Raw genomic sequence first — 23,074 nt, 5'->3', positions numbered from 1 at the left:
TACTGCCACTCTTTTAATATGTAGCGAATTGGTCGCTATGGTCAGACTAGTTATCCTTATTAAGAACCTCTAGCACTACAGGAATTGCTGCTGAAGCAATCGTTAATATCAGTTTAAGTGTTTTCATAGCAAAGAATTTAATTATGCATAAATGTTTCATATGAGGTCTCTATGCTTGACCAGTGTTGAGAATATAAAAACTTTCAACAATGCAAATATGATTATGATGTATGCATTGCAAGGACACTATTTAATTTACTTCGCTTAATTATTTTTTATTTTATTATCCGAATATAAATATTCTAATTTTGTCAGTAGCACCTTACAAACATTAAAATGAAAAATAATATATGACTAATTGTTTGTGAGATTAATACGCCTAATAAAAACTAACCTCTTCCTTAGCCCTTGTGATAGCGGTATATTGATATCTCAGTGTAGGCATATACCAAGAGTTCAGCAATACTTTATCCCATTCTCCACCTTGAGCTTTATTACAAGTGATAGAATGTCCATAAGTCATTCTTATAGCTCCAACATATCGATCATCCCAGGGCTTCATACTTTCTCGATACACTTTATTCTTTTTGAAGCGTTCGTGTCTTAAGTGGTTCTCCTGCTTTATATTCAAACCTGAAGGATTATTAACAGCATCTAATAACAGATAATCATCTATAATTTCCTCACAGCCTTCAAGATTTTTTGAGATTAATTGAATTGGCACAAATTTTAAACCTGCTACCTCTTCAATAGCATTGAGATCTACCTTTTTAACCTTTACATGATCCCCACTATATAATTTAAAACCATTACGTTTCCAAGTTTGAGTAACTAATAACAGATCCTCATTTTCTATCACCTTAGCGTTTCTACCGTATAATTTAGACCTCACATTATTATTAAACATTTTGTTCATATTATGAGTAGTACCTATAGAAATTATGGAGTCTTCTCCATTATTTCTATAATCCGAAACATAATTTCTGGCAGCATCTTCTACAGAGAGTTTTTTTATTCCTTCAAATGGAATATGTTTTAAGTGTGCATCTATTCCTTCTCGCAGCCTCACAGCATTTTTTAAAACATAGCTGCCGTCTTTTTGACGTTTGACTTCCGTAAGCAGTTTAGCTTCACCTTTCAAATTGAAATGGTTCCTCAAATAACTACTAGAAAGAGCCAATGAATCCTTTTCATTAACTGGAGGTAATTGGTTTTTATCTCCTAAAAATATTATCTTATTTAAAATATTGCCACTTTTTACAAATTGTATCAAGTCTGACAATAAAGAATTACTTGATTGAAACATATTATTGGCATTATTGGATGCATTTGCCGCAATCATAGAAGCTTCGTCTATGATATATATGTTATAATCTTTTAGGTCATTTTGTTTTAAAACAAAATTTACTTGTCCTGTATTAGGATTTGATCTCACGTTATAAATTAGAGAATGAATTGTACTATTAATTGTTTTGGACTTTCTACCCAAAATTCTCGCTGCACGACCTGTTGGTGCTGCGATATTGTAAGCCACTTCTTTAGAATTTAAGTATCCTATTAAAGCGGTAGTTATTGAAGTCTTACCAGTACCGGCAGCTCCGCATAAGATGAAGAAGTCATCTTTGTTGTCCGACTTCACAAAATCAGACATACCAAGCAATGCACTTTTCTGTTCAGCAGTAGGACAATCAAATTGTAAGTGGTCTAAAATTGTAATGGCATTCTTCATAATGTTTCGCTTTAATTATTGTACGATACAAATATGAAATACATTTGTGCAGTGTAAGTGCGCAGGTATGTTAGGTTAAAAGAATTACTGCTTCTTTTAAAATCTCCAGAGCATCAATAATTTCGTTATACTCCTGCTTTCTCTTAAGATAAATAAATCTCCCTTTATTATAAAGCTTTACATCTCGAGCATTAGTCTTCATAAAATCTATATATGAACTAGCTACATTGATATTTTTAATAGCAAGAGAAGACAATATATTATCCTCATCATTCTCCTTATAACTATTTCTATGACTTAATTCATTTCTGATCTCCATTAAAAAATCTATTGTCCTAGCCAATGATGTGTACTGAAAATCATATTCATTTATGAAACCAACCGTTTTTGCCTTTAAAGATATGGCAGAAATTTTACTGCTCTTAGGAGGTGTAAATGTTGCCCAATGTTTAATTATAAAATTATTTGCTTTTTCAATATCATTTTGAAATTTTTCTTGATAGAAATAATTAAATAAATCCTCTACTTGAAGGCAAGCATATCTACAAAATTCATCGAAATCAATTTTATTATTAAACTTTCCCAAGCGATATCTGGACATCTCGATTGAATCTCTAAATAATTGTTCCCTTACCCTTTCGTTCTTAATGCCTGAATAGTCAATAATTTCAAAACCATCTAATTTTAAATATTTTTCAATATTATCAAGTTGGCTTCCTTGCGATTTACCTCCTAATCGATTTATTAATTTATCTCGAAACCATTTATTATCATCATCATTGCAGATATCGATAACAAAAGAAAGTAATTTATCTAAAGACTCTTTATTTTTTTGACTCATTATTCCGGTTTATACAACTCCATAGCTTTTTCTAAGCCGTCGCTAAAAATAGTTTCAATAATAGTGCTTATATTTTTGCTATTTGATTTTTTCTTTATTTGATAGGGTAAGAATTCCTCCTTGAGAATTAGAGCTGGACTCTTCTCAATATATTCCTTACGTATTATTTCATCTCTATTATTTGAAAGCACATCAAAACGATTTTTCAGCTTTTTAAAGGATTGATTATTCTCCCCTTTTATCATTTTAAGATACAAGAGCTTACCTTCAATAACCAGTTGCATACTTGGCTTACCATTTTTCAATTCTCCTTTATTTCTCAAATATTTATTTAAGAAAAAAGCATATGCTTTATCATAACCTTTAGTTTCCCAAACATAGAGCCATTGACGTATTTCCTTAATATAGAATCTGGGTATATTTACTTTTTCGTTTACAACCAATCCTGTCACCTCTTGTTTATAGCCTCTTTTTTGAAGGCGTACTTTTTTTTCATTAATATGAAAATTTTGAGATTTTATAATTCTCCTCAACTCTTTATCAAAAGAACTATCTTTTTCATAAATAGATTCCTTCTCTCCATTCTCATTTACATAAACATTATGCATACTACTAAAAGTAATATCGTCGGCATATCTGCTGTATTCAAGCCCAAATCGATTGGATAATCCTGTTAAGCGAATATCTAATTTTTCACAAATTGCATTTGTAATTATAGGCGATGTTGCGGCACCTTGTGGCAAAACTGACGTTTCAACTGTGACCCATTCTTCATCAATTAAGCGCTCCACAGTCATATTATTGCAACAAATAGCTTTAATCATATTTGCTATTTGTTTCCTGCCAACTGAAGAACCTAAATTGAAAGGTTTGGTCAATAACCTACCCCAAACTCTTCTGGCATCAACACTTGGAAAAAAGTCTTTTAAATCAATATTATAAACATAATTTTTCTTGATATGATTTCTAGCATTATCAACTATAGACTTATCCAGCACAAATCCATATGCAGACTTATGAGGCATATATACCGCACTTAGAACAATGTTTAAGCATTTTTGAAATTCTTTTAGACCTTTAATTGGAGCGTGGATAGTTCTAGTCTTTCCTGATTTCTTCTTAATTGTAAAAACTGTATAGGTTTGAATGCTCCTCGACTTTCTGACTAAATCTATGTTAATATAGAAATTAAGTTGTTTCTCTGTAAATGGAATCGTCTTGTTACCATAAATCAAGCTTTTTGAAAAGTTAAGTAATATCAAAAAATCAGATTTACTATTCATATTATTGAATAGTTTTACAATCTTATTTCTATTTTTTTGGTTTATTTTCATATCAAGAATTAATTGAAATCAACCGAAACCTTTAATTCTTTCTTTATGTTTAGAATATAGTATTTGCTATAATTCTAAAATAAATATCAAATAATAAATAAATAAAACTAATATGATTGTTTAAAGTATTGGATACTGAAAATTACATCTTAGACATTATGTTGCGACAAGTCGCAACTATCTGCCGATACAGCAGAAGACCTATTCATAAGAATAGGAAAATCAATATTTAGGTTTCGGTTATTTCAAAGAACACTGCAAATATGAATATATACAGTGCAGTCTATTTGCATCAATTCAGATAACTTATTAGACTAGCGAAAAGTAATAATCCTTTTAATAACTATTAAAAGAAAGAGGTTTTAATTTAGAAAAATCAAAGAAATATCTTGTGCGCGACCAATGCACACTAATTATTTACTTTTGTAAGTATAAAACAACAGGTTCAAATTATGTCTACAAATAAACACGCTATAATAAGATATCAAACGTTAGATAAATGTTTTCGAAATACTGGTAAACGTTTCTTTATTGAAGATATGTTAAAGGCATGTAACGCATCTCTATACGAATTTGACGGTAATACCGAAGGAATTAAAAAAAGACAATTGTATGACGACATTAATTTTATGGAATCTGATCAAGGTTGGTCAATTCCTTTAAAAAAAACGAAAGAAGGTAGAAGAGTTTTTTACACTTATGAAGATGCTTCTTTTTCAATCAACAATCAACCACTCAATGAAAATGAAGCTGAACAACTTAAATCTGCTATGTTAGTGTTAAGTCGTTTCAAAGGATTACCTCAATTCGAATGGATAAATGAAATTATACCTAAGCTAGATAAGACTTTCAAATTAACTGAGCAAAATCAAGAAATTATAAGCTTTGATAGCAATGAATTTCTTACCGGCACTGAGTATATATCTATTTTATTTAAGGCAATTCAAAATGAACAATGCTTGAACGTTAGTTATCAATCATTTCAAAGTAATACGGAGCAGAAAATCGATTTCCATCCTTACCACTTAAAACAATATAATAATCGTTGGTTTGCTATTGGAAAAAATAATGGTTTTGATAATTTAACAAATTTAGCCTTAGATCGAATTAAAAGAATTGAACACAGCTCAATAAAATTTGACAATAGCCAGTTAATTGATTTTGAGGAGTACTTTGATGATATAATAGGCGTTACAATGCCTAAAGATCAAACATTAACTAAGATTATATTACAAGCTACTTCAGCACAAGCCCCTTATATTAAGACCAAGCCTTTGCATGGTTCACAAAAGAAAATAGAGGAACAAGATGGCACCTATACATTTTCAATTGAAGTTATCCCAAACTATGAACTCAAGAAGGTAATTTTATCCTATGGGAGCGGACTTCAAGTTTTAGAGCCAAAAGACCTAAGAAATGAAATCATTCAAACCTTAAATGATTCCAAACTGGCTTATCTCAGGTAACCAATTATTGATTTTACTTCATTATTCGAAATTTTCAAAAAGGTATATGAATTTTTATTTAGCGACGTTCATAATGAAATAAATTCTTGCAACTCTTCATATAATCCTTATGAATTAAAACTAAAGAAAAAGATTATAAAAGAATTTTCAACATAACTTCTTTCTTGTATAATTAATCATTGCTTCCCTACCCACGGTTTAAGCTCTTCTCTCAAGTTTTGTTCTAGACGAGTTATAATTGTAGGCTTCCCTAAAAATAGGACAGTTGTTAATTCGAATTTACTAACTTTAAATTCAAACTGTCACAATGAAAACAAGCAAGTTTAGCGAGAGTCAGATTATCAAAGCTCTTAAGGAAAATGAACAAGGAAGATCTGTAAGCGATATATCCAGAGAACTAGGAATTTCCAAAGTTCTTACTCTCCTCTGATATAAAATCTTGCGTGTATTGTAATGCACAATCTACACTTACCATTGAGCCCATATTTTATGGAAAAAAGAAAAAGAAAAGAAAAGAAAAGATGTACAATCTAAACTGCAACTAGATCACTTCTATCCCAAATCTAAATATCCTTTTCTAGCTACTTCATTTTTCAACCTTTATCCTACTTGTGCAAATTGTAATCTAGCAAAAGGAACCAAGGATGTAAAATTTAAATTGTATACTACTGATGATAATTTAGATGAATTTATATTTAGGATCGATGATAAAACCATTGCTAAGTACTGGGTCCATATGGATTTGAACAAAGTGAAAATTGATCTAAAGAGCCTCACTGGCGATGATGATCTCTGCAACAATCACAAGAAAATATTCAAGATTTCAGAAATATATGAAGCCAATAAAGACATTGCAGAAGAGCTAATTGTAAAAGCAAAAGCAAATCCTGATTCATATCGTAAAATGTTAAGTAAAAGCTTTACTAAAATTTTTCCCGATGAATCATTTATAGATCGAATTTCAATAGGAAACTATAGTAAGCCAGAAGAAACCTTAAAACGTCCATATGCTAAGTATTCTCAGGATATTGCTAGACAACTTAAACTTATTAAATAATTTATTTTAAATGATCTACGCAATAAAAAATAACAAAGTAAATCGAGCTATTTATAAGGCTAATGAAGATGCGCTTACCTCTTCTATTTTGTAATAAATCAGTCATTTTTCAGTAAACTCTCATATTGTAAGGTTAATGAATGATCAGAAACATTGTATGATAAATAACCTACTTTGAACATACGACAAATGTGAAAAAAAATATTCGATAAACTGAAGTGCTTTGTAGTCCATAAATATTAAACGTAGAGAAACCTAGATTTGTATGAAAAATGGTTATTCAAGATATCATAATAATGCTAACATCTTCATATGTTATACCTAAGCATACTTCATATCTCTAAAGGTAATTGGACAAGATGTAAGAAGTTAAGCTCATATAAAAACGGGTGTTACGTCCTAAAAGAAAAAGCAGGAAACTCACATAAGCACATTTCGAGACTCGGCGGGGTTGATCAGTCTGGAATACTATATATTGGAAAATCTACCTATTCACCAAAGAGGATTAGATCACTACAGCAATCAATCAGTTTTAATATTAATGACTCTCAAGATCAATGGTATGAGAAGGGGCACAAATCTTTAAGTAAAAAGATTTTTCGTGCTAGAGGACACATATGTTATGAAGAACTGGAGATTATAGTTATACCACAGTCCAATGCTCTGTCTGAATATCTAGAGAGCTTTATGCTAGAATTTTATGTTTCCCTATATGGAGAATTCCACCCCTAAACGGTCAGTATGGGCATCGCGATATACAAACATCAATAATTAATCTTCAAAAAACAATTTCATTAGAATCTGTAAAAAAAATAATCCGTTAAACCTTTGATCTAATAAAGCTTTACTATTTTTAAAAAACTCTAGATTTATATAATATGAGTGTTTTTAATAACGTACTAGCTATCGAGGGAGAATGGTATGACAATCTCAAGAGAAAGGAGACAATAAAATCTACTTTAAGTTTATTAGAGGAGGTTTGTGATTTAAAGTACATCTATCGTCAAGTAAACACCTCTGATGGTCTTCTAAATTATCTCAAAGAATCTAGAAAGAATAGCTATCAAAAGTATGATATCATCTTTTTGGCTTTTCACGGTACTAGAAAAGACATAGAAATAGCAACAGGAGAATATCTCACACTAGAAGATCTAGGGATTGCTTGTGAAGGGTATTTTGAAGATAAATATGTTCATTTTAGCTCCTGCGATTTGGGTAATAATAAGAGTGAACTAGATGTTTTTCGAATAATAACTGGAGCAAAAGCAGTGTCGGCTTACTCTGCATCCGTAGACTTTTTTGATAGCTCAATTTTTGATTTACTTTTAATGCAAAAATTAAGACATTATAAGCGCTTAGGTAGCCTTGAAAATCATTTAAAAGAAAAATACAATTATCTCTATAATAGACTAGGGTTTGTTATGGTTCAATAAAATCATTCATAAATACACATAATATTGGGATTATCAGAGATTGCCAAAGAGCACGTTTTAAATGCTATTCAAGAAATTGATCATAATGGTATAGAGTCCGGTGCTCAGTCCAGCACATATGACCTCATATTTAAGGGCAAAAGATATCCACCTAAACTCGTATATAGTTTAGCACACAAATATGCGACGGGTGACATTCTTGATAGATCTACTTTTAAAGGTGGAGAAGGAACTGAGGCATTTAAAGTATTACGAAATTTAGGCTTTGAGATAAAAGAGAAGAACTTCAGACGCTACGATTGGGTAGAAACTCACCAATGGATTTGTAGGTATCTATCAAAAAAACAAAATCAGCAAGAAGATCTTGTACAACTTTTAAAGGATGTTGGAATTAATGTTCAAGATGATAAATCATCTCCAGATGTGTCTATTCCTTTACAAGAAATAGATCCATTTACGTTTTTCTGCCATATTTATAAACACGGAGTATCAAAACGACTTGAAATGCTCCAAAAAGTAGCAGCTACTCTTGGCATCAAAAAGCCTACAGATGAAAGCGGAATACCTACCGCAAATGCGCAAAAGACCTGGCTATTTCCTTATAAATTTGATAGAACGAATAATGAAATAAATACACTTTGGGAATTATTTCATATGACTCAAGATGGCACCTTAGATTTAAATGAAAAGCAATTTTCAAAATCGTTAGCAATTAGCGGTGTTGGTAAAACGAAACTCACAGAATCTTTATTTACGGTAAAGCCCCTCTCCTACTTTCCTTTAAACGGTCCATCTAAACCATTCATAAAAGAAGTTTTTGGTATAGATCCCGAGTTTGAAACCCTAGAAGAGTATCTATCTATTCTAGGACAAATAAGAGAAAAGACAGATAAATCATTTCCTGAACTCTCCTACGAATCTTGGCTATATTCTGAGAATAAGAAAAATAGTAATAAAAGGAGGAATGTCATTAAAGATTTTGCCGAGTGGCTTTATAGTAATGTTACTGATTCATATCGACAATATTTAGGAAAAACATCACAAGATATAGAAGACCGACTTATAGAAATAGATAGTTACTTCGATAAAATTGATCTCTTTTTAATAAACGAGGGAGCCGTAGATAAGCATATTGAAAAAATTAAATTCATACTAAGTAAGAGAGAAAGACAGAAAAATATTGAATTCGTAGCCTACGATGAAAAGAATAGTAGTGGAATACCTAAAGCAGTAATTGGAAAAAATAATTATTTCAAATTTCTAAAGGAAGTTTTCAAATCTGATACTAACTACTGGATCTTCCAAGGCAATCCTAAAATCTACAATATTACAAATGCTCTTAAGGCTGGACATCTTAAAAGCTGGAAAGTAGCCGCTCATAAGGACAAAATAAAGCCTGGTGACAAGGTAATCATATGGCAAACGGGAGATCAAGCAGGTTGTTATGCACTAGCAGAAGTAACCTCAGAAGTAGGTAAACTTGAAGAAGCACCTTTTGAAATGCGTCATTACATTACCCCGCAAGAGGGTAATGAAACAGTAGATAGAGTTCAACTTGAGATTACCCATTACAATGCAGATATACCGCTACTAAGCAAAGACTTAGAGCACGTAGATGAAGTTAAAAATTTAAAAGCAGGTAATCAAGGAACAAACTTTACTGCTACTCAAGAAGAGTATACCTACTTTGAAAATTTTATAAACGATCAAGAGGAGTTTGTAAAAGCTGCAAAGAAATATAACGACGAAGACCTAGTAGCATATTTTACAATAAGAGATCGTATCACAGCACATTTTAATATGCAATACAACGATACACGAATTGTCAATAATGTGCGAGATAAAAGACTTTCTCTAACAATAGGACAGCGTTATTGCTGGACCCTTTTCCTTAAGTCTTCAAGAGGCAAGTTTGGGATTATTACTACCAAAAGTATTAACGAGAACACAACTCAGTTTAATGGTGGTAACCCACTACCCTACTATACAAGGTTTAGTGATCCTAACATCGCATTTAAGAATCTAGATGATTGTATTCGAGCTATAGATTTAGAATTTCAACGTACTACAAAATCTTCGTTTGACAAGTATAACAACCTCTCTTTTGAGAAATCTATTCTTGATTTAGATTATAGAAAACGACTCTTTCCACAAATTGATTTTTCTAATACCGCTTTCGCGAAAGCAAAAAAAACTATGGTAGCACCACTTAATCAACTTTTTTACGGTCCTCCAGGTACAGGAAAGACCTATCGTACCATCTCTGAAGCAGCAAGTATTATCCAAGGACAAGCCATAGATAATTATGCTACTGCCAAAGCTATATTTCAAGAAAATCTAGGCGAGCGTATAGAGTTTATCACCTTTCATCAAAACTATAGTTATGAAGACTTTATACAAGGCCTACGACCTGATGTAACAAACCAGGCACTTAGTTTTGAGCGTACAGACGGAATATTCAAAAAAATTGCCACAAAAGCCTTATTTGAATTTTATAGAGTCTATAAAGAAAGAGAACTACAATCATCACTAGAAGAGCCACAAGTACTCCCCTTTTCAGACGTTTATAAGGCCTTTCTAAAGACGCTTAAGTCTGGACAGTCGTTTGAGACAATAACGGGTAATACGGTGATTCTAGATGCTATTTCAAACAACAATTTACGTTTTAAACACTTTGAAGGTGGGCAATCTTATGTTGTATCAGAAAAGAGATTAACGAAGCTCTACCAGGCATATGATGATATAGATAAGATAACAAATATTAATAACGACATTAGAAACGCCATCGGAGGTAGTAACTCTACCGTATACTATGTGGCTTTGAGAGAGATAATTGCCCTCAAGAAAACTTTAGAAAGTAATCAAGATATCCATATTAGTAATGAAGATAAAATTGCAGAACTTAAGTACGAAGAGTTTGATTATGAACAACAAAAAGAAGCTCTTAAAGATATAGACTTAAACCTATTAAAATCTGTATCAAGTCAAGACGTTCCATCATACGTGATCATTATAGATGAGATTAACCGCGCAAACATCTCAAGAGTATTTGGTGAACTTATAACACTTATTGAACCAGATAAACGTTCACACGGAGATGTGCCTCTTACCTGTACCCTACCTTCTGGAGAACGCTTTATAGTACCCTCTAATTTACATATTATAGGTACTATGAACACGGCAGATAAATCTATTGCACTGCTAGATATAGCGCTACGTAGACGTTTTGAATTTATACCTATGTATCCAGACAGTACTATTTCTGGTGTACAAAGAGCAGATGTACTCAATAAAATCAATGAGCAAATCACGCACCTTAAAACTAGAGACTTTACGGTAGGACACTCCTATTTTATGGGTAACAACTTCAAGCTATCGTCAACTATAAATAATAAAGTTATACCACTATTACTGGAATACTTTATGAATGATGAAGATGAAGTCAAGTCTATCTTAAAAGAAGCAGGACTAGAAGTGGGCGGCTGGCCATTAAAACTTCTTAATGAAGTAGCCGATGCTTAATTTATTTGAATATCAAAATAAAGAACGCTTTCGCGAAAGCGAATATGAAAACCTAGAATTCTTTCTTGATGAGATCTGGGGTAAGAGAGAGAAATCTAGCTACTTTAATAGCATTACAGAAAATGAAGAAGAGATTATTGAAAGCCAACGCTTTTTACAATTTTTACGTAAGCATAAAGAGCTAAAGTCTAATAAGTATGTTGGGGTTATACATTACAAAGGTGATGTCATAAATTTACTTCCAAAGATCTTTTATGACCCAAAAAAGAATTATGACCAAGAAGCATTAAGGCATATTAACTCCAATATTTTCTGGTGGCTTAGCTATTGTCGTAAACTAAGATTTCCGAATTATAAGACGGGTCTCTCTGGTGAAAAAAATGACTTTTTTGAAATACTCATTTACCTATTTAGTAAATACACGAAAGAGCTACTCAATAATGCAATGTATCAACGCTATGTTGAAATACACAGAGAAGAACAATTTGTAAAAGGTCGTATTGATTTCACTCGCTATACAAACGAAAATTTGTCACGAGCAAACTTCCACAAGTTATCTTGTATCTATGATAGTTTTGAAATGGACAATCAGTTTAATAGATGCATTAAGTATGTAGCCACATTACTATTTTCTGTTACAAAAGACAGACAGTCTAAAAATAATCTTAGAGAGATTCTTTTTGTACTTGACGAAGTATCTGATGAGACTATGAGCGCTAGCGCTTGTAGAAATATACAGTTCAACCCAATGTTTAAAGAGTTTGAAACTATAAGGGACTACTGTGTTTTGTTTTTAGAAAATTGTGTCTCCTATAATTATAAGGACGCTCTGCAACTCTTTGCCTTCCTCATCCCTATGGAATATATATTTGAGGATTTCATTTTTGGATTTATAGATAAAGAGCTTCACGAGGTCACTGCAAAAGCTCAAAGCGGACAAATATCTCTTGATCAATCTAAGAACTTTAAACTCAAACCAGATTTAATTCTAGAGGTTAATGGCAAGCGTATTATTGCAGATACAAAATACAAAATGCTCAAACTAAGCGGTAACGATCCTAAAAACGGCATAAGTCAAAATGATTTATATCAAATGGTCGCTTACGCCATAAGACTACAATGTGACCATATTATATTATTATACCCAGATCACATCTTAAACCCCGGTTACAGAGCTCTAGAACCCATTGAAGTAGTTGATGAGTTTAGCAATAAAACAATTAAGGTATTTTCTTATCAAGTTTCCTTTATAGGATCTTCATTTAAGAATCAAGCAGACTGGAAACTAAAACTAGAAGAGGATTTGAATAAAGTGATCTCTTATAACCAGAGTTTATAGGTCCTACTCCATTTAATATTTCTATGCATCAAGTTACAGTAATCATCGCCACTTCTATGAAGAGAACCGATTGGTTAATAAATAGGAGTTTATTTTAAACTTATTATTCTACTATAGGTAATTTGAAAAATAAAAAATTAATTAAGCATCAACTCTAACACAAAAAGAATAATTATTTTTTTAGGTAGGTAGGTAAGATGTTTTATTAGTTATTTTTTTTTGAGTTACTTAACTTTGAGTAACACCACCTTTTAAGCACGCAAATTCTATTTTTTTTCTTTCATAGAAAACTAGCGTTTTAGCACCTAATTTAGCACCATAAAACACAAAACCCCGTCATCATTGCGATAACGGGGCATTTTGCGGAGAAAGAGGGATTCGAACCCCCGGAGGTGTGACCCTCAACAGTTTTCAAGACTGCCGCATTCGACCACTCTGCCATTTCTCCTTGAGTGTCTCACCAAGCTATCTGCTTGATTGCGGGTGCAAATATACAGCGCTTTTTTAATTACCAAAACCTTTTAATGAGTTTTTTTGAAAATAATTGCACACCCCTCAACACACCACTATCTACAGTATACATAGCCTACTCACTATAAAGGAATTAGAAATTTTGTTTACCTATTTTTAAAATATGTAAGACAAATAAATTATTTACTATTATTTTTATAAAGCCAATCAAACCCAACATACAATGTACACCATCTGTTATTTAAGCAAAGTGTCACCACATCTTACAGAAACCCAAATACAAGAGATCTTTGATCACACCTATGCCCAAAACAATAAAAAAGGCATCTGTGGTATCTTGCTGCATACTATGGGTAATTTTTTTCAAGTGCTAGAAGGTGATGAGGCATATCTTACAGACCTTTATGAGAATAGAATTAAAAAAGACCCGAGGCATCACAGCATTTTTGAAGTGATACATAAAGAGGGTAGCGATCCCGTATTTACATCGTACAGTTCGCGTTTTCTCACCATAGAGGACAGCGATGCCCTTAATGACATAAAAACCTATGTAAAAAAGCACGCAGTGGTCTCCTCTACCTCAGATAAAATCGCAAGGTTACTTAACACCGTAGAGATGCTCACCTACTAAAGAGTTCATCCCATAAAAAAAGCCTTTCTCATTACTGAGAAAGGCTTTTTGATACTATATATAGTAGTGATTATACGTTAAATAAGAAATGCATCACATCACCATCATTTACGACATAATCTTTACCCTGCACGCCTAGCTTACCAGCCTCACGTACCTTTGCCTCACTACCGTACTCCACAAAGTCATCATACTTAATTACTTCTGCACGTATAAATCCTTTTTCAAAATCTGTGTGTATCACTCCGGCAGCTTGTGGTGCCGTTGCTCCTATGTTTACCGTCCAGGCACGTACTTCTTTTACTCCTGCTGTAAAATACGTTTGCTGGTTAAGTAGCTTGTAAGCTCCGCGTATTAATACGGCGCTTCCTGGCTCCTCAAGACCTATATCTGCAAGAAACATCTGGCGCTCCTCATAATCATCTAGCTCTGTAATATCTGCCTCAGTACCTACGGCAAGTACAATCACCTCTGCATTTTCATCTTTTACAGCCTCACGTACCTTGTTTACATACTCGTTACCAGCTACAGCAGCATCTTCGTCTACATTACATACGTACATTACTGGCTTGTCTGTAATAAACTGTAAAGGCTTTACAAACTCCTCGCGTGTATCTTCATCTATATCTATCGCACGTACAGAGATACCTGCTTCTAGACCTTCTTTTATTTTAAGTAAAGCTGCTTCTTCTGCCTGGGCTTCTTTATTACCCGTACGAGCGGCACGTTTTACTTTTTCTAGTTTCTTTTCGGCTGTTTCAAGATCTTTGAGTTGTAGCTCTATATCTATCGTTTCCTTATCACGTATAGGGTCTACACTCCCGTCTACGTGCACAATATTATCATTATCAAAACAACGTAGCACGTGCAGTATCGCATCTGTCTCACGTATGTTTCCTAAAAATTGGTTTCCTAGTCCTTCTCCCTTACTTGCCCCTTTTACAAGACCTGCAATATCTACAATCTCTACCGTAGCAGGGATCACACGTTCTGGGCTTACGAGCTCCTCTAGTTTTGCTAGCCTGTTATCTGGTACATTTACCACACCTACGTTAGGCTCAATAGTACAAAAAGGATAGTTTGCACTCTGTGCTTTGGCATTAGACAGACAGTTAAAAAGGGTTGACTTCCCTACATTAGGTAATCCTACGATTCCAGCTTTCATATAATAGTATGTATTAGTAGTACGCTTTCGCGAAAGCGGAAAACCATTCTTTCCACTTTATTTTTAGGGTGCAAAGATAATCCTATTTTATTGATCTACCGAGTGGCTTATACGACGAGCCGCAGAAAGCATCACTTTTGTGTTAATTTAAGTTAATCGCCTTGCGAGCCCAGTAATATTGGGAAAGGCTTAATAAAGTCTTACCATCCCGTTGGCTATCACAAGCAGAAAAGGATCTTAAATTTGTACAAACAAAAAACAAGACCGATGAAAAAATCACTTATCATAGCAGCACTAGCTGTATGTACCGCAACAGCCGTACAAGCACAAGAAAAAGTAGAAAAGATCACAAAAACTAGAACGACCGTAAAGTCTTCACTAGGTAATGAGACCGTATATAAAACGGTAAAAGAAACTGAGGTAACCCCTACTTCACTAGCAGATAGTGAGGCAGGACAACTTAACCAGTCACTAGAGCGTGGCAAAACAATGGTGAAGCGAGAAGTTACTTATACGTATAATGACTCAGATTTTCGCCTAGAGGAATCACCAAACGGATATACTATTAAAAGAACACGAGAAAACAACACCTCTGAGTATGGAACTATGCGTAAACTGGCAAAAGGTGACGTATATCTTATGAAAACCAAGGAGGGTATCTCTGTAAACTATTTTGACAAAGACGGAAATATGGTGTCAGAAAAGTATAATGACAAAGATGATACGGTAACAACCATCACCTATAAAGCAAAACCAAAAGATAAGATGTATAAGTAATACATTTCCCCCACTGCGTTATTAAACGCAACACAACTTTGGTTGGTTAGAAACCCGAGTGCGAGAGCCTCGGGTTTCTTTTTTTTACGCTTTCGCGAAAATGTATTTCCCTCATTAAAATCACAATAATAACAACTACCTTAGTCATAGACTTATATACAGTACACCTATGAGGACTCTTATCATTCTAGCCGTTACATTCTTTACTAGCTTTATATCACACGCCCAAAAGGTCACAGGCGACTGGAAGGGAACGGTAAATTTTCAAGGTCAAAATATAGACTTTGCCTTTCACATCACGCAGCAGCAAGATAGCCTACACACCACAATGGACATCCCGAGTCAAGGGCTTACAGGTGGTAAGGCAGCAAACACATCCTATACAAACGATACCCTTAAGGTAGACTTTCCGCAGTTTAAAATGCGCTATATAGGCGTGACTAAAAATGATAGCATACAAGGTAACTTGATACAGAATAACTTTCCCGTACCGCTTACTCTCATAAAAGGTGCGCTCGTACTTAATAGACCACAGCAACCTAAAGCTCCTTTTAATTATGATGTACAAGAGGTAACTTTTAAGAACAAGGAAGAAAATATCACCCTTGCTGGCACACTTACCTTACCTAAGGATATAAAAAACCCGCCTATTGCGGTGATTATAAGTGGTAGCGGCCCACAAAACAGAGATGGTGATATGTTTGGCCACTCGCTATACTATGTTCTTGCAGACTACCTATCAAGTAACGGTATAGGTGTATTGCGTTATGACGAACGTGGCGTGGGTGCATCAACAGGCACTTTTGAAACGGCTGGTATTGCACAGTTTACAAGTGATGCCACAGCAGCCATCGCTTATTTAAAGAAGTATAAGAAAACCAAATATTCTCAAGTAGGTCTTATAGGTCACAGTATAGGAGGTATCATCGCTCCTCAAATAGCGGCTACAAATACAGATGTGGCTTTTACCGTTATGCTTGCAGGACCAGGTATACCCGGTAATGAACTTATGCTTTCCCAAAAAGAAGCGATGGAGCGCCTTCTAAACGTCCCAGAAGCACAAATCAAACAGGGTCAAGACCTCTTAGGTTATGCTTATGATGTTATTATACAAAATGACGGTACAAATGCCGCAATTAAAGATGCTGTAAATCTCGCTCTCAAAGAGAAGCTGGGACCTATGGTTCCCATACAGCAGGTAGAAGCTATTACAGATCAAATCACCACCCCAGAGATAGTAAGCCTCCTTAAAGCTACACCAGCTAGCTACCTGAGTGCTATAAAATCACCTGTTATTGCGCTCAATGGTAAGAAAGATTTTCAGGTTCCTTACGAGCAAAATATCGCAGCTATAAAAGAAGCCTTTGCTGCCGGAAATAATGAGAATGCAAGAACTGTGGCCTTTGACGATCTTAATCACCTTTTTCAAGAAAGCACCACCGGTGCCCTATCTGAATACTCAGAAATAGAACAAACTATGGCACCAAAGGTACTTGCCTTTATCACAAAATGGATTAAAGAGCATACCAATGACTAACTACTCAAAAAGCGCAGCCGTCGCTTTTTTATACGCCTCAAACTCGCTTAGGTTATTGTGATCACCGCCAGGTACAGTTACAAAAGTCTTTGTAGTTGTCGTAATGCTATCATAAAGGGCTTTACCGTGCTCATAAGCCACTACACTGTCTTCTGTGCCGTGTATGATGGTTATAGGAGCCGTCACCTCATTTATAAAGCTATACGTAGGCAATCTATAGTTGAGCAACCTCTCTACCGGAAGAATCGAAAAGCGCGATTGCGCCTCATCTAGTATACTGTAAAAAGGAGTTTCAAGCACCAGCTTACTGACTTCTTGCTTTGATGCCACGTAGGTTGCAAAGGTAGTCCCCAGGCTCCTGCCGTAACTCGTTATAGGGGTTGTGGGATATTGCGCTTTCGCGAAAGCGTACCATAGCAAACTATCATCATAAAGCGCCGCCTCTGTGAGTGCTCCCCCACTCTTTCCATACTGCCTGTAATCCATAATAATAACCGCGTAGCCCTTTTGTACAAATGGCTGGGCGATTTGCCCCCACTGCGCGAGACTGCCTGCATTACCGTGGTGATAAAGTATCACGCCCTTTGGGTTTGCAACTGTAAAGTGCAAGCCATTAAGCCGAGCTCCATCTGGCGCATCTACCCAAACCTCCTTATAATCGCCATCAAAATCAAAAGCATACTCCTGCGGCAACTGCTGGGGGTGAAAAATGAGGTTGTCTTGAAAAAAATACAGTCCGCCACAAAGGATGGCATATAAGTTTGCAATGATGAATATGGCGATGAGTGGTTTTTTTATCTTTTTCATTTACTAATTTTCATATATCCTACAGCAACTACCTCCTCTACTCGTTGTGATAGCCAGCGCTAGTGAATGCTATAATTAATAATCAAAGTTATCTATAATATTACAGACGATATGATACATTTTTAAGCAAGCTACGAGGATCTGTACTGTAACCGCTACTTGCGTAATGAATTAATAATCCAGACGTGAGGAAATGTAATAGCAGCCAAAAATGCAAAGAATATGGCATTAAAAAGATAGGTCTTATCACCTACGTAATAATAAAATATTGATATGCTAGTAATGGCTATTAACCAATATGCTAGCGAAGACTTGAGATACCTTACAATTGATTTTTGGCTCGTATTACCGTATAGATAGATAATCTGGCTTTTCATAGAAGGAATGGCGTGCCAAACCACAAAATATAAAGCAAATGATAATAGTAAAGTTGCCATTTTAAACACGATTGCGAGTATAATGAGGTGCACAAACTCTTCTAGTATGGAGCTTACAGCGTTCATTTGCACTCTACCTATCATAAACGAAGCGATAGTTATGATAGCAAAAAATATTAGTCCCACTAGGTAATAGTAGCTATCTAAGGTAAACCCTGTGATGATAGCTATGATCTCTGTAGTCTCATCGCTATTAAGATAAAATATAAGGAATAAAATAAGGAGACCATATGCTGTATAAAACAAATAATGCCCCTTATCTTTTGTAACGATAAGCTTATCCCAATGCTCTTCACCAAAATGAAAACCACTCACTAGTATAAAAAGAATAAGAGCAAGGCTGGGTATCACATAGAATAAGATAGCAATAGCAAGTACAATAAGTACGTAGCGCCCTAATATGACATATTTATAATTAGGAGACGAAGACACGTTTTTTTCTAATAACTTAATATCATTTGCTCCGTGCACAAGGCCTAATGTAAAGATGGCTACATATGCGATTATATCTTCTATTGTTGAGTTAAATTGAATACTTAACCATAAAAGGAAGAAAGTTATTACGATTCTGATATTTTTCACGATATAAAATTAAATATTTAATAATAGTTTTTAAGATAATTTGTTTAATTATTATTAACTTTAGTTAAACAAAAAAATAATTGCTATGAATTTATTACTCTTAACTACTGCACTTGACAAGATTGCATCAGATGATTATGTTGCATTCACGTTTTTTGTAGGAGCTATGGCTATGATGGCCGCAGCTGCCTTTTTCTTTTTATCTATGAACAGCTTTGACCGTAAATGGAGAACCTCCATTCTAGTGTCGGGCTTGATTACATTTATTGCCGCCGTCCATTATTGGTATATGCGCGATTACTGGCAAGCAAATGCTGAGTCACCTACATTTTTTAGGTATGTAGACTGGGTTCTTACAGTACCACTTATGTGTGTTGAGTTTTTCCTAATACTAAAAGTTGCAGGGGCTAAAAAGTCACTTATGTGGAGACTTATTTTCTTATCTGTGGTAATGCTAGTAACCGGATACATAGGTGAGGCTGTAGACAGAGATAATGCGTGGCTATGGGGATTAATCTCTGGAGCGGCTTACTTTGTAATTGTTTATGACATCTGGCTAGGAAGCGCAAAAAAGCTTGCTGTAAAAGCAGGTGGAGCTGTACTAAGCGCGCACAAAACCCTATGTTGGTTTGTACTTGTGGGATGGGCAATTTACCCTATAGGGTATATGGCTGGAACACCGGGATGGTATGAAGGCTTCTTTGGAGGATTATCTCTAGATGTAGTTTATAACCTAGGTGACGCTATTAACAAAATTGGTTTTGGTCTAGTAGTATACAATCTAGCTACCATAGCTTCTAATACAAAATCTCTCGAAGAGACTGCATAATTAGAAACCAATAAATCATTACTAAAGGGTGATCGTGTACATCGATCTCCCTTTTTTTTTGCTTTCGCGAAAGCGTAATTAACAACCACACTGTTAACTCTTTAACATTTTATTAAGAAACGACACCTACTTACTTATTATCTTAGAGGATTATCAAAAAACACTAAAAATGATCAAATCAAACAGTTTTAAAATGATTGCCGTTGCCGTGATGGTAACTGCTCTCTTATGTACTTCTTGCGAGGGTAATAAAGATACCTCCGTAGTAGAGGATGCAAAACTATCTATTGATTATGAGAAGTACGAGCTGGAGAATGGTCTAGACGTGATCTTACATCAAGATAGTAGTGACCCTATTGTATCACTCGCGATACAGTATGCGGTAGGTTCTAACCGCGAGAAAACAGGACGCACCGGTTTTGCTCACCTATTTGAGCATATGCTATTTCAAGAGTCTGAAAATGTGCCACAAGACTCATTCTTTAAAACGGTACAAGACGCCGGAGGAACCCTTAATGGTGGTACCTGGAAAGATGGTACAATCTATTATGAAACGGTACCAAATAATGCACTTGAGACTATTTTATGGCTAGAGTCTGACCGTATGGGATTCTTAATTAATACGGTAACAGAGAGTGCTTTTGAAAACCAGCAAGAGGTTGTTCAAAACGAAAAAAGACAACGTGTAGATAACAATCCTTATGGGCATACAAGTTGGGTACTTGATAAAAACATCTATCCAGAAGGTCACCCATATAACTGGCAAGTTATAGGCGAGCTAGAAGATTTACAAAATGCTACGGTAGATGATGTACGTGAGTTTTATGACAAGTTTTATGGTCCTAACAATGCGACACTCGTACTAGCAGGAGATTTTAAAACCACAGATGCAAAGGCGCTTATTGAAAAGTACTTTGGTGAGATTAAAAAACGTCAAGAGGTTGCACCGCTTGAAGCACAACCAGTAACTATCGCAGAAACAAAGAAGCTTTACCACGAAGATAACTTTGCACAAGCACCACAACTACACCGTGTTTACCCTACAGTGCAGCAGTATACAGACGATGCATATGCGCTAGACTTTCTTGCAGAAATTATCTCAAGTGGTAAAAAAGCACCTTTATATAAAGTGCTAGTAAAAGATAAAGACCTGACCTCAAGAACAATTGCATATAATAATAGTCAAGAGATTGCGGGTGAGTTTCATATCATCATCACGGCAAATAGCGGTGTAGATCTAGACCAAGTAGAGGCTGCGATAGATGAAGCTATTGCAAAGTTTGAGGCAGAAGGCGTTACAGATAAAGATGTAGAGCGCATTAAAGCAGGGCTTGAAACTCAGTTTTACAATGGTATAAGTAGTGTAAATGGTAAAGCGTTTCAACTAGCGAGTTACAATGTATTTGCTGGCGAGCCAGACTTTATAGAAAAAGATATAGAAAATATAAAAGCCGTTACAAAAGAAGATGTAATGCGTGTTTATAACACCTACATAAAAGGCAAGCCTTTTGTACAAACTAGTTTTGTGCCTAAAGGACAGATGGATCTCATCGTAGAAAACTCTGTAAAAGCAGAGGTGGTAGAAGAAGAAATCACAGAGAATGTTACTAAGGTTGTAGAAGATGAAGCAAAGGAAATTGTAAAAACACCTTCAAAAATAGATCGTTCTACGCCACCAGTAGTAGGAGATGCGCCAAAACTAAGTATTCCAGAATCTTGGGAAGCAGAGCTGTCTAACGGAATAGATGTATATGGTATTTCTCAAAACGAGATTCCTACCGTAAACTTTAACCTAGTTATAGAAGGAGGTCATCTACTAGATAGTATGGAAAAGAATGGAGTTGCAAACCTTATGACAGATATTATGATGGAAGGTACTGCAAATAAAACTCCAGAAGAACTTGAAGAAGCTATCGAGATACTGGGAGCAAGTATTAATATGTACACTTCACGTGAGGCTATTACAATACAAGGTAACACGCTTACGCGAAATTTTGCCGCAACTATGGATCTAGTAGAAGAAATTCTGTTTGAGCCACGCTGGGATGAAGAAGAACTAGGTCGTATCAAAACAGCTACTATAAACAGCATTAAACGTCGCTCTGCAAACCCTAATGCGGTGGCAAGTAACGTATATAACAAAGTGCTTTATGGTGAAGATCATATCTTCTCATACCCTACTAGCGGTACTGTAGCTTCTGTAGAAGCAATTACAATGCAAGATCTTAAAGATTTTTACGCAAATAACTTCTCACCATCTGTGAGCCGTTTTCATATAGTAGGTAAAATAGATAAGAGCGATGCCCTTGCAGCCCTAAGTGACCTTGAGTCTAAGTGGGAAGCAAAAGAAGTTACCATACCAGAGTATCCAGTGGCGAATAATAGAGATAAGTCTTCACTCCTATTTGTAGACATTCCTAATGCAAAGCAATCTGTAATAAATATAGGTTATATCGGGATGGCTCGTACAGACAAGGATTTCTACCCTGCAGAGGTAATGAACTATAAACTAGGAGGATCTTTCTCTGGAGCTGTAAATCTTATTTTACGTGAAGAAAAAGGATATACCTATGGAGCACGTACTTACTTTAATGGATCAAAAATACCAGGTACATTTACAGCATCATCTAGCGTACGTACTAATACGACAGGAGAATCTGTTGAGATTTTTAGAGACCAGATCAAGGCATATAAAGAAGGTATCTCACAAGATGACCTTGACTTTACAAAAAATGCCCTTATCAAATCTAATGCACGCCGCTTTGAGACGCAGTTTGCCCTTCTAGGAATGCTTCAAGAGCGTAGCGCTTACGACCTTCCAACAGATTATATTGAGAAGGAAGAAGATGTTATTAGAAATATGACACTTGACCAGCACAAAGCACTAGCAAATAAATATCTTGATGAAAACAAGATGGCATACCTAGTAGTAGGTGATGCTGCCACGCAGTTTGCTCAGTTTAAAGATATGGGCTTTGATGAGGTAAAAATGCTTGACAAAGATGGTAATGAGGTAGACCTTACAAAGGTGAAGCAATAATCACAAAACATTATAAATATAAAAAGAGCCTCCGAAGAGGCTCTTTTTTTTGTGGGTATGAGTACGCTTTCGCGAAA

At 35.0% G+C, this 23,074-nt stretch carries 16 protein-coding genes, 1 tRNA gene and 1 pseudogene; 11 read left to right on the top strand and 7 right to left on the bottom strand.

From position 1 onward, the window contains the following. Positions 1–379: 379 nt before the first annotated feature. From ACFO5T_RS12570 to ACFO5T_RS12560, 3 genes are all read right to left on the bottom strand, one after another. Positions 380–1,729, bottom strand: a complete 1,350-nt coding sequence (locus ACFO5T_RS12570; RefSeq protein ID WP_380034918.1) for an ATP-dependent DNA helicase — start codon at positions 1,727–1,729, stop codon at positions 380–382. A 70-nt stretch (positions 1,730–1,799) separates the two neighbouring features. Further along, complete coding sequence (locus ACFO5T_RS12565; protein ID WP_380034915.1) at positions 1,800–2,570, bottom strand: hypothetical protein; 771 nt, start codon at positions 2,568–2,570, stop codon at positions 1,800–1,802. Further along, complete coding sequence (locus tag ACFO5T_RS12560; protein WP_380034912.1) at positions 2,570–3,904, bottom strand: reverse transcriptase domain-containing protein; 1,335 nt, start codon at positions 3,902–3,904, stop codon at positions 2,570–2,572. The genes ACFO5T_RS12565 and ACFO5T_RS12560 overlap by 1 nt, the downstream gene beginning before the upstream one ends. Positions 3,905–4,356: 452 nt before the next feature. On the opposite strand from ACFO5T_RS12560, the gene ACFO5T_RS12555 reads away from it, so the two are divergent. The 6 genes and pseudogenes from ACFO5T_RS12555 to ACFO5T_RS12530 all read left to right on the top strand — a co-directional run bounded on the left by ACFO5T_RS12555 (position 4,357) and on the right by ACFO5T_RS12530 (position 12,721). Beyond that, positions 4,357–5,370, top strand: coding sequence for a helix-turn-helix transcriptional regulator (locus ACFO5T_RS12555; RefSeq protein WP_380034909.1), 1,014 nt, complete (start codon positions 4,357–4,359; stop codon positions 5,368–5,370). A 307-nt stretch (positions 5,371–5,677) separates the two neighbouring features. Continuing rightward, positions 5,678–5,782: pseudogene (locus tag ACFO5T_RS12550) on the top strand (transposase); the annotation flags it as partial. Between the two features lie 246 nt (positions 5,783–6,028). Continuing rightward, the gene (locus tag ACFO5T_RS12545) at positions 6,029–6,427 is read left to right on the top strand and encodes a hypothetical protein (RefSeq protein WP_380034906.1); all 399 of its coding nucleotides are present in this window, start codon (positions 6,029–6,031) and stop codon (positions 6,425–6,427) included. An 878-nt stretch (positions 6,428–7,305) separates the two neighbouring features. Beyond that, the gene (locus ACFO5T_RS12540) at positions 7,306–7,860 is read left to right on the top strand and encodes a DUF6642 family protein (RefSeq protein WP_380034904.1); all 555 of its coding nucleotides are present in this window, start codon (positions 7,306–7,308) and stop codon (positions 7,858–7,860) included. 24 nt (positions 7,861–7,884) lie between these two features. Next, positions 7,885–11,382: a ScoMcrA-related endonuclease gene (locus tag ACFO5T_RS12535; RefSeq protein ID WP_380034901.1), complete on the top strand. Its 3,498-nt coding sequence runs from the start codon at positions 7,885–7,887 to the stop codon at positions 11,380–11,382. Then, complete coding sequence (locus ACFO5T_RS12530; RefSeq protein WP_380034898.1) at positions 11,375–12,721, top strand: McrC family protein; 1,347 nt, start codon at positions 11,375–11,377, stop codon at positions 12,719–12,721. Before ACFO5T_RS12535 ends, ACFO5T_RS12530 begins: the two co-directional genes overlap by 8 nt. A gap of 363 nt (positions 12,722–13,084) precedes the next feature. On the opposite strand, the gene ACFO5T_RS12525 is transcribed toward ACFO5T_RS12530, so the two are convergent. Next, positions 13,085–13,169: transfer RNA gene (locus ACFO5T_RS12525), tRNA-Ser, on the bottom strand. A 246-nt stretch (positions 13,170–13,415) separates the two neighbouring features. Between ACFO5T_RS12525 and ACFO5T_RS12520 the strand changes: the two genes are divergently transcribed. Then, on the top strand, positions 13,416–13,823 hold the full coding sequence (locus ACFO5T_RS12520) for a BLUF domain-containing protein (RefSeq protein WP_021779394.1): 408 nt from the start codon (positions 13,416–13,418) through the stop codon (positions 13,821–13,823). 70 nt (positions 13,824–13,893) lie between these two features. Here ACFO5T_RS12520 and ychF read toward each other — a convergent pair whose 3' ends face one another. Beyond that, a complete protein-coding gene (ychF, locus tag ACFO5T_RS12515) occupies positions 13,894–14,988 on the bottom strand; it encodes a redox-regulated ATPase YchF (RefSeq protein WP_375252702.1) in 1,095 nt (364 codons plus the stop codon). A gap of 267 nt (positions 14,989–15,255) precedes the next feature. On the opposite strand from ychF, the gene ACFO5T_RS12510 reads away from it, so the two are divergent. Together ACFO5T_RS12510 and ACFO5T_RS12505 are read left to right on the top strand one after the other, a co-directional pair. After that, complete coding sequence (locus ACFO5T_RS12510; protein ID WP_380034893.1) at positions 15,256–15,765, top strand: hypothetical protein; 510 nt, start codon at positions 15,256–15,258, stop codon at positions 15,763–15,765. A gap of 169 nt (positions 15,766–15,934) precedes the next feature. Beyond that, complete coding sequence (locus ACFO5T_RS12505) at positions 15,935–17,302, top strand: alpha/beta hydrolase family protein (protein WP_380034890.1); 1,368 nt, start codon at positions 15,935–15,937, stop codon at positions 17,300–17,302. Here ACFO5T_RS12505 and ACFO5T_RS12500 read toward each other — a convergent pair whose 3' ends face one another. Together ACFO5T_RS12500 and ACFO5T_RS12495 are read right to left on the bottom strand one after the other, a co-directional pair. Then, positions 17,303–18,109, bottom strand: a complete 807-nt coding sequence (locus ACFO5T_RS12500) for an alpha/beta hydrolase (RefSeq protein WP_380034887.1) — start codon at positions 18,107–18,109, stop codon at positions 17,303–17,305. A 155-nt stretch (positions 18,110–18,264) separates the two neighbouring features. Further along, on the bottom strand, positions 18,265–19,128 hold the full coding sequence (locus tag ACFO5T_RS12495; protein ID WP_380034884.1) for a Brp/Blh family beta-carotene 15,15'-dioxygenase: 864 nt from the start codon (positions 19,126–19,128) through the stop codon (positions 18,265–18,267). A gap of 85 nt (positions 19,129–19,213) precedes the next feature. Between ACFO5T_RS12495 and ACFO5T_RS12490 the strand changes: the two genes are divergently transcribed. Then, positions 19,214–19,957 (top strand): bacteriorhodopsin-like, encoded by a 744-nt coding sequence (locus ACFO5T_RS12490; RefSeq protein ID WP_375252706.1) that lies wholly within the window; start codon positions 19,214–19,216, stop codon positions 19,955–19,957. Between the two features lie 211 nt (positions 19,958–20,168). After that, positions 20,169–22,997, top strand: a complete 2,829-nt coding sequence (locus tag ACFO5T_RS12485; RefSeq protein WP_380035558.1) for a M16 family metallopeptidase — start codon at positions 20,169–20,171, stop codon at positions 22,995–22,997. The last annotated feature ends 77 nt before the right edge of the window (positions 22,998–23,074 follow it).

The organism is Dokdonia genika (genome assembly GCF_042652845.1).
Taxonomy (GTDB): domain Bacteria; phylum Bacteroidota; class Bacteroidia; order Flavobacteriales; family Flavobacteriaceae; genus Dokdonia; species Dokdonia donghaensis.
The sequence above is the reverse complement of the archived record's forward strand: the minus strand, read 5'-3'. Positions and strand labels throughout refer to the sequence as shown.

Bases quoted from the DNA above. Each gene is read 5' to 3' on its own strand.
- ACFO5T_RS12570 (WP_380034918.1), bottom strand. From the start codon at position 1,729: ATGAAGAATGCCATTACAATTTTAGACCACTTACAATTTGATTGTCCT.
- ACFO5T_RS12565 (WP_380034915.1), bottom strand. From the start codon at position 2,570: ATGAGTCAAAAAAATAAAGAGTCTTTAGATAAATTACTTTCTTTTGTT.
- ACFO5T_RS12560 (WP_380034912.1), bottom strand. From the start codon at position 3,904: ATGAAAATAAACCAAAAAAATAGAAATAAGATTGTAAAACTATTCAAT.
- ACFO5T_RS12555 (WP_380034909.1), top strand. From the start codon at position 4,357: ATGTCTACAAATAAACACGCTATAATAAGATATCAAACGTTAGATAAA.
- ACFO5T_RS12540 (WP_380034904.1), top strand. From the start codon at position 7,306: ATGAGTGTTTTTAATAACGTACTAGCTATCGAGGGAGAATGGTATGAC.
- ACFO5T_RS12530 (WP_380034898.1), top strand. From the start codon at position 11,375: ATGCTTAATTTATTTGAATATCAAAATAAAGAACGCTTTCGCGAAAGC.
- ACFO5T_RS12520 (WP_021779394.1), top strand. From the start codon at position 13,416: ATGTACACCATCTGTTATTTAAGCAAAGTGTCACCACATCTTACAGAA.
- ychF (WP_375252702.1), bottom strand. From the start codon at position 14,988: ATGAAAGCTGGAATCGTAGGATTACCTAATGTAGGGAAGTCAACCCTT.
- ACFO5T_RS12510 (WP_380034893.1), top strand. From the start codon at position 15,256: ATGAAAAAATCACTTATCATAGCAGCACTAGCTGTATGTACCGCAACA.
- ACFO5T_RS12505 (WP_380034890.1), top strand. From the start codon at position 15,935: ATGAGGACTCTTATCATTCTAGCCGTTACATTCTTTACTAGCTTTATA.
- ACFO5T_RS12500 (WP_380034887.1), bottom strand. From the start codon at position 18,109: ATGAAAAAGATAAAAAAACCACTCATCGCCATATTCATCATTGCAAAC.
- ACFO5T_RS12490 (WP_375252706.1), top strand. From the start codon at position 19,214: ATGAATTTATTACTCTTAACTACTGCACTTGACAAGATTGCATCAGAT.
- ACFO5T_RS12485 (WP_380035558.1), top strand. From the start codon at position 20,169: ATGGTAACTGCTCTCTTATGTACTTCTTGCGAGGGTAATAAAGATACC.